This is a genomic window from Nocardiopsis lucentensis DSM 44048, assembly GCF_000341125.1.
Lineage (GTDB): Bacteria > Actinomycetota > Actinomycetes > Streptosporangiales > Streptosporangiaceae > Nocardiopsis > Nocardiopsis lucentensis.
In genome coordinates, this window is sequence record NZ_ANBC01000903.1 from 1 (window position 1) to 10034 (window position 10034).

Annotated in this window: 7 protein-coding genes and 2 pseudogenes; all 9 read right to left on the reverse strand. The window is 73.0% G+C overall.

Annotated elements, in window-relative coordinates; all coding sequences use genetic code 11:
* Window positions 1–727: pseudogene (locus D471_RS37125) on the reverse strand (glycosyltransferase family 4 protein); the annotation flags it as partial.
* Window positions 724–2352, reverse strand: coding sequence for a murein biosynthesis integral membrane protein MurJ (gene murJ, locus D471_RS0130695; RefSeq protein ID WP_017602152.1), 1629 nt, complete (start codon window positions 2350–2352; stop codon window positions 724–726). The pseudogene D471_RS37125 and the gene murJ, both read right to left, overlap by 4 nt.
* A 10-nt stretch (window positions 2353–2362) precedes the next feature.
* Window positions 2363–3328, reverse strand: a complete 966-nt coding sequence (locus D471_RS0130700) for a hypothetical protein (RefSeq protein ID WP_017602153.1) — start codon at window positions 3326–3328, stop codon at window positions 2363–2365.
* A gap of 5 nt (window positions 3329–3333) precedes the next feature.
* Window positions 3334–4404 (reverse strand): copper transporter, encoded by a 1071-nt coding sequence (locus D471_RS0130705; RefSeq protein WP_017602154.1) that lies wholly within the window; start codon window positions 4402–4404, stop codon window positions 3334–3336.
* Window positions 4401–5606: a putative cytokinetic ring protein SteA gene (gene steA / locus D471_RS0130710; RefSeq protein WP_193789811.1), complete on the reverse strand. Its 1206-nt coding sequence runs from the start codon at window positions 5604–5606 to the stop codon at window positions 4401–4403. The genes D471_RS0130705 and steA overlap by 4 nt, the downstream gene beginning before the upstream one ends.
* 165 nt (window positions 5607–5771) lie before the next feature.
* A complete protein-coding gene (gene recN, locus D471_RS0130715; protein WP_017602156.1) occupies window positions 5772–7481 on the reverse strand; it encodes a DNA repair protein RecN in 1710 nt (569 codons plus the stop codon).
* Between the two features lie 85 nt (window positions 7482–7566).
* Window positions 7567–8455: pseudogene (locus D471_RS37130) on the reverse strand (NAD kinase).
* A gap of 372 nt (window positions 8456–8827) precedes the next feature.
* The gene (locus tag D471_RS0130725) at window positions 8828–9628 is read right to left on the reverse strand and encodes a TlyA family RNA methyltransferase (protein ID WP_026128254.1); all 801 of its coding nucleotides are present in this window, start codon (window positions 9626–9628) and stop codon (window positions 8828–8830) included.
* A 2-nt stretch (window positions 9629–9630) separates the two neighbouring features.
* Window positions 9631–9831, reverse strand: a complete 201-nt coding sequence (locus D471_RS0130730) for a hypothetical protein (protein WP_026128255.1) — start codon at window positions 9829–9831, stop codon at window positions 9631–9633.
* Between the last annotated feature and the right edge of the window lie 203 nt (window positions 9832–10034).

The window sequence follows — 10034 nt, forward strand, 5'->3', positions numbered from 1 at the left end:
GTCCGCCTTCAGCTCGGCCGCCGTGTCGTGCAACCGCCCCCACAACGGCCCGTCCCCGGCGATCGCCACCACCGGCTCGGGACGCCGCTCGGCGATCGACGGCGCCGCGGCCAGCAGGGTGTCCAACCCCTTCTGCTCGGACAACCGGCCGATGGTCAGCACCAGCGGCCGCTCAGGACTCACCGCCAGATCGGCCCGCGTGGCCTCACGCCCATTCAACGGATCCCCGACCGCGGGCGCCGCCACCACCGCCATCCGGGCCTCACGTGCCCCAGCCGCACGCAGCCGCCGAACCAGATCACCCGAAACACCCAGGGCCACCTCCGCCCGCCGAGCCACGATCCGCTCCAGCACGGGATAGGCCAACGACAACGGCCCCGTGACCGACGGCGGCGCGTTGTGCGCCGTCACCACCAACGGCGACGCCCCCGCCCAACGCGCACAGTGCCCCCGCCCGCACCCCGTGGGCGTGCACGACATCCGCTCCGCTCACCAGAGCGCCCAACCGCAGGACGACCCCCGGGTCACCCAACGACGGGGCGGCACCGATCGGGACCGGCACGAACCGGATCCCCGCCCCGGTGAACCCGAACGCCCGGTCGGCCGAGGCCGGCCCGAGCACCGCCACCCGGTGTCCCCGCCCGCGCAACCCCTCGGCCAGCGAACGCACGTGCCGCCCGACCCCTCCGGTGCTGGTCCCGACTACCAGCGCGATCCTGCGGTTCACCGCTCTGCCCTCCTGCCCTCTCGTACGCTCCTGACACGGGTGGCCACCGCCCGCGGCGCGGACGGGTCCACCAACGCGGCCACGACCGCGAACACCACCAACCCGGCCCCTGCGGCCACCATCGCCGAACCCGCGGCCCGCCACACGCCGTCCAGGGGCAACACCGCCGCGACCGTACGGCCCACGGCCCACCCCGCGACGCCTCCCACCAGGGACGCGACCACCGACCGGCCCACCCCCGCCAGCGCCGCCCGTCCATGCGCACGCGCCGAACCCGCGCACGACAAGACCGCCGCCAAGGTGAGCCCCACCGTCATCGACGCGCCCTGCGCAGCGATCGTCCACTCCGCGGGCACCGCCCACACCAGCACGACCGCGCCCGTCATCACCACCACCCAGCCGGCGACCTGGGCGGCGGCCGCCCGGCGGCCGTCGTGGGAGGCATACAGCGCCCGACCGAGCAGGGCCACCAGACCGAACCCCACCACGCCCGGAGCGTAGGCGAGCAGCGCCCGCTCCAGCGCCAACGGGTCCTCCCGCGCGAAGACCACCGCGACCGGGACGGCGCCCGCCGCCAGCGCGGTGCCCGCCCCCGCCGTGGCCACGGTCGTGGCCCGGGCCGCACCGGAGACCAGGGTGGCGAACCCCTGCCGGTCACGGTCGGCGTGCGCCACCGCCAGGGCCGTGAAGGCACTGGTGGCGACGGGGACCGCGATCACCCCGTAGGGAAGGGTGAACAGAGCCCAGGCGTAGGTGTGCAGCACGGCCGCGCCCGCGCCGCCGCCGTGGTTGGCCAGGGCCACGAACAACAGCAGACACACCTGCATGGCCACGAGGGGCAGGAGAGAGGCGACAGCCAGTGCCCTGACCCGCTCCCCCACCCCGGGCGGGAACGTCAGACGCGGGCGGGGACGCACGCCCAAACCCGCCATCGGGCCGAGCACGGTGAGGAACAGGGCGGCCACCCCGGCGGTCGTCCCCAGCGACAGCGTGAGCTCGGCGGCCGTGGACAGCTCCCCCACGTCCTGGCGGCCTCCGGCCCCCAAAGGGACGAAGACGAGGTAGGCGGTGATCACCACGAGACTCGACACGAGCGGAGCCAAAGCGGGCGCGAGGAACCGGCGGTGGGCTTGGAGCACCCCGTACAGGACCGCCGCCAGGCCGTAGAAGACCACCTGGGGGGCGAACACGACGAGCATGCGCGCGGCCAGGGCGAGCAGGTCGGCGTGATCGCAACCGCTCACCGGTCCCAGCATGAGCGCGGCCACGGGGACCGCGGTGGCGGCGAGCAACACGGACAGGGGAACAGCCAGCAGCAGGACCCAGGTGATCAGCGCGGAGACGGTGTGGCGTACCCGCTCGTGGTCGTCCCGCCTCACGGAGGCCGCCAGAACCGGCACGACCATCGCGGCGAGCGCCCCGCCGATGACGATCTCGAACAGAACCGCGGGCAGCTGGTTGGCCGTGACGTAGGCGGTGCCCAGACAGGTGTCTCCGACCGTCCGGGCGAACACCACCGTCCGCCCGAAGCCCGCCACCCGCGCTCCGACGGTGGCCAGCGCGATGACCGCCGCCGCCGTGCCGACGCCGCGCGTCACCTCGCGGCCGAGGGCGGCGCGGGGCACCGTGCTCCCCTCACACGCACCTGCCCCAGCGGTCGAGGCGGCGCAGGGCCGGCACACGGTCGATGACCCGGGAGAAACTCGTGCGCTCACTGGCCAGGGTCAGGGCGACGGCCCCGCCGAGCAGCACCAGGCGCACCGGTCTGGGCGCGCGGGCCACGGCCGCCACCCCCAGGGCGGCGCCGAGCGCGTTGGCGCCCGCGTCACCGAGCATGGAGCGTTCGGCCAGGTCGTCGGGGAGCAACGCGGCCGACGCCCCCACCACCGGACCGACCAGGGGCGCGGCCGGGGAGGCCAGTGCCGGGGCCGCCGCCAGCAGTACGAGCTTGGCCGCACGGCCCGGGCGCAGGTCGAACAGGTTGACCAGGTTGGCGCTGGCGGCGATGAGCGCCCCGTCCAGGAGCGTGTCGGCCGCCGACCGGCGCAGCAGCGCGGCCGAGGCCACCCCCGTGGCACCGATACCGACCATCTTGACCAGCCCCGTGGTCACGCGCCCCCGGGCCAACGCCCCCAGGTGACCGCGCAACCCGCGCGCGGCGGGGGATCCCGACAGGTCGTCGTAGGCCCCGAACGCGGCGGCCCCGGCGGCGGCCAGGGCACAGGAGGCACGCGCACGCGGGGTCAGCCCCGGAGTGACCAGGCTGGCGGCGCACACGCCCGAGGCGAGCGCGGGCCCCTCCTGGAGGGTGACGGATCGGCCCCGGAAGTTGGTCCGCCGCCACGGGTCCGGCTCGTCCGCGACGGTTCCGGCGCCCGACCCCTCCCCGGGCCCCTCAGCCCCGGCCGGTGCTTTCGCCGACGGCCCGGGCGCGCGGACCGGCCGGGGCCGCGTGAGCAGCGTGTAGGCGGCGCGGGCGGCCACGGGCCCCGCCATGGCGCCGACCAACCCCTGGCTGAGGGGACGCCCACAGGACAGGAGGACCTCAACGATCGAAGGCCGACCACCGGGGGTGGCGGAGGACGACAGACGCGTCACCACCGGCCTCACTCCCCGGCCCGGGCGGCGTGGCGCGCCTCGTCCCGCGAACGGGTGTCCCCCGCCCCGTCGGACTCTCGCCCCCCGGAGTCCTCATCCTCGGTGTGCCTCGGTTCGGGCAGCGGGTCGGGAACGAAACCCACCGCTCCCTCGCCCATCCCGTAGGCGAGGGCCGCCCCCTCCAGGCTCGCCGCCAGGGCCAAAACGGTGATCACATCACCCATCGGACGCCCAGCCAGGTCAACGGTGGTGAAGGCGGACTCCTGAGCGCGGGCTCGGGCGATGAGACCGCCGGGTTGGCCGGAGACGGCGTCCCCGGCCAGGACCGTGGGGCCGACCTCCTCGCGCAAAGCGGCGACGAACGCGGTCAGGGCGGTCTGAGCGGCCTCGGAGTCGCCCTCGGAACCGAACGCGGGCGCGACCACGACCACCGCGTCGGCGGCCTCGGCCGGATCACCGTGGAGCTCGACCAGCCCGCCCTCGGCGAAGGCGGCCAGCACCGCCTCAGCCGTCCGGTCGTCCGCCTCCTCGTCTTCGCCCTCGTCGCCCTCGTCGTCCTCGTCCTCGTCGTCCTCAGAACGCGTGTCGCGAACCAGCGCCCGGCCCAACTCCGTACCCGCCCGGTGGTGGGCTCCTCCAGTGAGCCGGTCGGGGTCGCGCGCGACCTGGACCGCCAGCTCTCCGATGAAGGTCGCCTTGTCACCGTCCACCAGATCCGGGGTGAGGTCGACACGGCCGACCACCTCGCCGTCGGCCTCCTCGACCCGGTCGGCCAGCGCCGCGACCACCTCGCCGTCGGCCCCCGGGGCGGCCACCACGACCACCCCCACATCGTCGAGCCGACGGTCGAGCACGTCCTCGGAAGCGGCCTCGGCGAACATGTCGGCACCCGCACCGACGCGCTCGGCCTCGTCACGTTCGGCGCGCAGCTGCTCGCTCTGGCCGCGCAGGTCGGCGGTCTCCGACTGGAGGGTGTTGAGCAGCGGGTCCTGAAGCATGGTGGTACCCAGGACGAGCCCCACGGTGAGCGCGAGGAACACCGCGACGATGGACACCAGGTGGTAGCGGAAGTCGATCACGTGAACAGCCCCGTCATCCAGTAGGAGAACGCGTCCCAGCGCGCCGCGAGGAAGGTGAGGTAGACCTGGCCCGCCGGGGAGCTGTAGGCGGCGACGACGATGGTGATCAGGCAGGCGGCCACCAGGCCCAACAGAGCCCACGGAGAGATCCGCGAACGGTAGAGGCGGCTGACCCCCTTGGCGTCCACGAGCTTGCCGCCCACCCGGAGGCGGGTGAGGAACGTACTGGCCATCCCCGAACGCCCCTTGTCGAGGAACTCCTCCAGGGTGGCGTGGGTGCCGACGGCCACGATGAGCGCGGCGCCCGCACCGTCGGCCAACATCATCGCCACGTCCTCACTGGTCCCGGTCGCGGGGAAGACCACGGCGGTGTGACCGAGATCGGTGAGCCGGGACAGCCCGGGGGCGCGACCGTCACGGTAGGCGTGGACGACCAGTTCGGCGCCGCTGCCCAACGCCCGGTCGGAGACGGAGTCGAAGTCCCCCACGATGATGTCGGGCCGGTACCCGGCCTCCATGACCGCGTCCGCTCCCCCGTCGACGGCGATGATCACCGGCCGGAACTCGCGAATGTAGGGGCGCAGGGCCGCGATGTCCTCGCGGTAGTGGTAGCCGCGCACCACGATGAGGGCGTGGCGTCCCTCGATGCTGGTGGTGATGGCCGGGATACCGACACCGTCGAGCAGCAGGTCGCGCTCGTGCTGGAGGTAGGCCATGGTGTTGGCGGCGAAGGCCTCCAGCTGGGTGGCCAGGCCCGCGCGCGCCTCGGCCATGGCCGCCTCGACCGTCCCAGGGTCCTGGAGGGTGCCGCGGGCGATGACCTCGTCCCCCCGGTAGAGGGTGGCGCCGTCCAGACGCAGACGCTCACCGTCGCGCGCCCGGGTGAACACCTCGGGGTCGACGTCGTCCACCAGCGGGATCCCCGCCGCGACGATCATCTCGGGGCCCTGGTTGGGGTAGCGGCCGCTGATGCTGCGGGCGACGTTGAGCACCGCCGAGACACCGCACCCGACGAGGGCCTCGGCGCTGACCCGATCGAGGTCGACGTGGTCGATGACGGCGATGTCGCCGGGGTGGAGCCGTTTGGTCAGGTTCTTGGTGCGGCGATCCGAACGGACAGGCGCGACCAGCCCGGCGGGCGCGTCCCCCCGGGAGCGGCGCAACCGCAGGACTGTGGCGCTGAGCGCATCCGATACCTTCATCGATCGCATACTGTCAGAACTCACTTACTGTGAGTCATAACAGCTGGTCGGTCGGCGTGTTCTCAGCGTCAGTGTGCCCTCAGCACCCGCCCGCGCAAGGGACTCGGGAAACCCCACGGACCCCGCACCAGGTATCGGAGCGGGGCCCGGACGGGGTCTCGCGGATCAGGCCGCCGGGTAGGCGCGCTCCGGATCGGCGTTGGTGAGCAGCTCCTCGGCGTGGGCCCGACCCAGCTCGGAGTCCTCCAACCCGGCGAGCATGCGCGACAGCTCCCGAACCCGCCCGGCCCGGTCCAACCGGACCACACCGCTCTCGGTGACCAGCCCTTCGGTGGACTTCTCCACCACCAGGTGGGCATCGGCGAAGGCCGCGACCTGGGGCAGGTGGGTCACCACGATGACCTGGGCCCGCTGGGCCAGGCGGGCCAGACGGCGACCGATCTCGACGGCGGCCTTACCGCCCACCCCCGCGTCGACCTCGTCGAAGACGAACGTGGGCACCGGATCGGCACCAGCGAAGACCACCTCGATGGCCAACATGACACGGGAGAGCTCACCACCGGAGGCCCCCTTGTGCAGAGCCAACGGAGGCGAACTCGGATGCGGCGCCAACAGGAGCTCCACATCGTCGCGCCCGTGCGGCCCGAACTCCTCCCCCGTCTGGATGCGCACACTCACCCGCGCGTGCGGCATCGCCAACGCGGTCAGCTCCTCGGTCACGGCCACGCCGAACCGCTCGGCCGCCTCGGCACGGATCCGCGTCAACTCCCCAGCCGACTCCTCCAACCGGGAGTACAGGTCGTCGGCCTCAGCCCGCAGCGCGTCGATCCGCTCGTCGTCGCCCTCCAGCTCGTTGAGCCGCTTAGCCGCGTTCTCCGACCAGGCCAGCACCTCGTCAGTCGTCTCACCGTACTTGCGGGACAGCTGGGTGAGCAGGGCGCGCCGCTCCTGCACCGCCGCCAGACGGGCCGGATCGGCCTCCACCGACTCCCCGTAGGAGGCCAGCTCCGTGGCGGCATCGGAGATGATGTAGGACGCCTCGTCCAAACGGTCCCCGATCGCACCCAACCGCGCGTCGTGCTCACGCACCGACGTCACCGCCTGCCGGGCCGTCGAGAGCAGGCCGACCACGTCGACCTCCACATCGGAGGCCGGGTCTCCGACCAGCGCCTCGTGCGCCGTCGTGGCCGCCACCCGCAGGCCGTCGGCGTGCGCCAGACGGGTCTCCTCCGCGAGGAGCTCGGCGTCCTCACCGGGCTGCGGCTGCGCCGCCTCGATCTCCTCCACCCCGAACCGCAGCAGATCGGCCTCCTGTGCGCGCTCACGGGCGCGACGCACGATCTCCTCCAACTCGGCCGAGACCTCACGATGCCGCCGATAGGCCGCCGCGTACCGCTTCAGCTCCTTGGCCAGTTCCGGCCCGGCGAACCGGTCCAGGGACGAGCGCTGACGGTCAGCCCGCAGCAAACGCTGCTGGTCGGACTGGCCGTGCACCGCGACCAGGTCATCCGCCAGGTAGGCGAGCAGACTCACCGGGGCCGACCGGCCGCCCATCGTCGCGCGCGAACGCCCCTCCGCCGACACGGCACGGGTGAGGATGAGGACATCGTCGTCGATGTCGCCACCGGCCTCCAGGACCCGCGAAGCCACCCGACCGTCGCCGGGAACCGTCAAACGGCCCTCGACGACCGCCCTGGGGGCGCCGGGGCGCACACGCTGGGGGTCGGCCCGTCCGCCGAAGAGCAGCCCGAGCCCGGTGACGACCATGGTCTTTCCCGCACCGGTCTCGCCCGTCACGACGGTCAGTCCCGGTGACAACTCCAGAACGGCGTCATCGATGACCCCGAGCCCCTGGATGCGGACTTCCTCCAGCACCGAACCCTCTCCTGATAGTTGACGCCTGTGCGTTCACACGCGCGCCGCACGCGCGTACGCGACGTGCCAGGAACCGTGTCCTGGTTCAGCGGTCGCGCTCGCCCCGCCCGCGCCAGCCCGCGACCGGCAGGCCGAANCCGGGCCAGCCGAACCGGCGTGTCCGCACGGGTGATCTCTATCCGTGCCCCGGCGGGCAATTCGACCATACGCCGTCCATCACACCAGAGCACGCCCGGTGCCGTGTCCGGCAGCACCTCCAACGCGACCGTCGCACCCGGCCCCACCACGAGTGGACGGGCGAACAGGGCGTGGGCGCTGAGCGGAACGACGAGCATCGCGTCGACGTCGGGCCAGACCACCGGCCCCCCGGCGGAGAAGGCGTGTGCGGTGGACCCGGTGGGGGTCGCGCACACCACACCGTCACAGGTCCAGCGGGACAGCGGACGGCCATCGATCTCCAGGACGGCCTCCAGAATGCGGCGGGCCTCGCCCTTCTCCAAGGTCGCCTCGTTGAGCGCCCAGGTCCGCACCGGGGGCGCCCCGTCACCACGACCGCCGTTGAGAACCGCGACGTCGAGGGTCATACGCTCCTCGACGACGTAGTCACGTCGGACCACGCTCTGCACGGTCTCCCCGAGATCCTCGCGTTCCGCCTCGGCCAGGAAACCGACATGGCCCAGGTTCACACCGAGCAAGGGGGCGCCCGCCGGACGCGCGATCTCGGCGGCGCGCAGCAGGGTGCCGTCACCGCCAAGCACCATGACCAGCTCGACACCCTCGGCGGCCTCCGCCGGTTCGACCGCATCGACCGGTGCCAGAGCGCACCCCTCAGCCGCCAGCTCCTCGACCTCGCCCTTGAGCATGCGCACCGTCAGCCCGGCCCGGGTGAGGCTCTGGTGGACCAGGTGGGCGCTGCGGATCGCCGCGGGCCGACCGGTGTGGGCCAGCAGGAGAACACTGCGTCCGCTGGTCATCGCCGTCCCCTTACGTTGGTTCCCCCGGCGGGGAGTCGGATGCGGGCCGGGAGCGGTCGCTGACCCGGCCGGGTCACGTTACCGGACACCGAGGACACGGTGCCACGCCGTCAGGGCATGCGCGGCGGACACCTACTCCGCCGCGCGACGCCCCAGCACACCCTCGCGACGTTCTCATCAGCCGAAAGCCGACCCGGGCGGGCCCCGCCGTGCGACGCCGTTGAGCTTACGAAGCAGGCACGGCGGGGAAACCCCTTCTCCGGCCTCGCCGGAACCGCGCTGGGGACGCCCGCCCGTCGCCCTCCACCGCCCTCAACGAACACCTGCGGCGCGGTCCCCACCCCGCGACGAGCAGCATCCACCGAACACGCCCTAGCGGGGCCCCTCGTCAATCGCCCGGGCCAGCCGATCAGGATCCAGGGGCGGCGCACCCGCGCGCATCCACAGGAAGTACTCGACATTGCCTGAGGGCCCCGGAAGCGGACTCGCGGTAACGTCCACAGTGCCCAACCCCAGTCCGAGCGCGTGCTCGGCGACACGGGTGACCGCCTCGGCTCGCAGGGCGGGGTCACGGACCACACCACCGGCCCCGACGCGCTCCTTGCCGACCTCGAACTGGGGCTTGACCATGAGGACGAAGTCGGCGTCAGGGGTGACGCAGTCACGCAGCGGAGCCAGGACCAGGGTCAACGAGATGAACGACAGGTCGCCCACAACCAGGTCGGGGCGGGGCTCACCGATCCGCTCGGGCGTGAGCTCACGGACGTTGCACCGCTCCATCACCCGCACACGCTCATTGCTGCGCAGGGACCAGGCGAGCTGCCCGTAACCGACGTCGACCGCCGTGACGCGCGCGACCTCACGTCGCAACAGCACGTCGGTGAACCCACCGGTGGAGGCCCCCGCGTCGAGCGCGTGCCGACCGGAAACGTCCAGAGCGAACGCGTCCAGGGCACCGATGAGTTTGTGGGCGCCCCGGGAGACGTAGGGCGGTTCCTCCGAGGGGGTGCGCACCACGATGGGCTGATCGGTGCCGACCTGGGTGGCGGCCTTGGAGGCCACCATCCCGGCCACACGGACGTACCCGCCCTCGATGATCTCGGCGGCGTGGCCGCGGGAGCGTGCGTGCCCGCGGCGGACGAGTTCCGCGTCGAGCCGACTGCGTTTTGCCATGGTCACCTAGGATACCGGGGGCCGGCGGGGGCGTTCGCGTCCTGGTCCAGGGCACCGAGCACCGACGACAACTCCTGGTGCAGGGAGTCGAGGACACCGACGTGCTCGGCGGTGGGCAGCCCGTCCAACGCGGCCAGCCGCTCGCGCGTACTCGTGAGGGTCCGCTCGGCCAGTTCCGCGGCCTGTTCCGTGGGGTCCGTCATCACTCTCCCCTGCTCGTGTCGGCGCTACTTCTTCGCGGTTCCCTTGCCCTTGGTCGTCCGCTTGCTCGCGGCGCTCTTACCGGTCGAGCGCGCACGGCTGGACCGCGTGGTCGACTTCGCGGCGCCCTTGGCCGTGGAACGCCCCTTGCCGGCCGCACCCCCCGTCTTGGCGGGCTGGGGCTCGGCACCACCGTCAGCCTCCG

What these genes read in the sequence shown, in the direction of transcription:
- steA (WP_193789811.1), bottom strand. Translation starts at nt 5,606, where the DNA reads ATGAAGGTATCGGATGCGCTCAGCGCCACAGTCCTGCGGTTGCGCCGC.
- D471_RS0130725 (WP_026128254.1), bottom strand. Translation starts at nt 9,628, where the DNA reads ATGGCAAAACGCAGTCGGCTCGACGCGGAACTCGTCCGCCGCGGGCAC.
- D471_RS0130730 (WP_026128255.1), bottom strand. Translation starts at nt 9,831, where the DNA reads ATGACGGACCCCACGGAACAGGCCGCGGAACTGGCCGAGCGGACCCTC.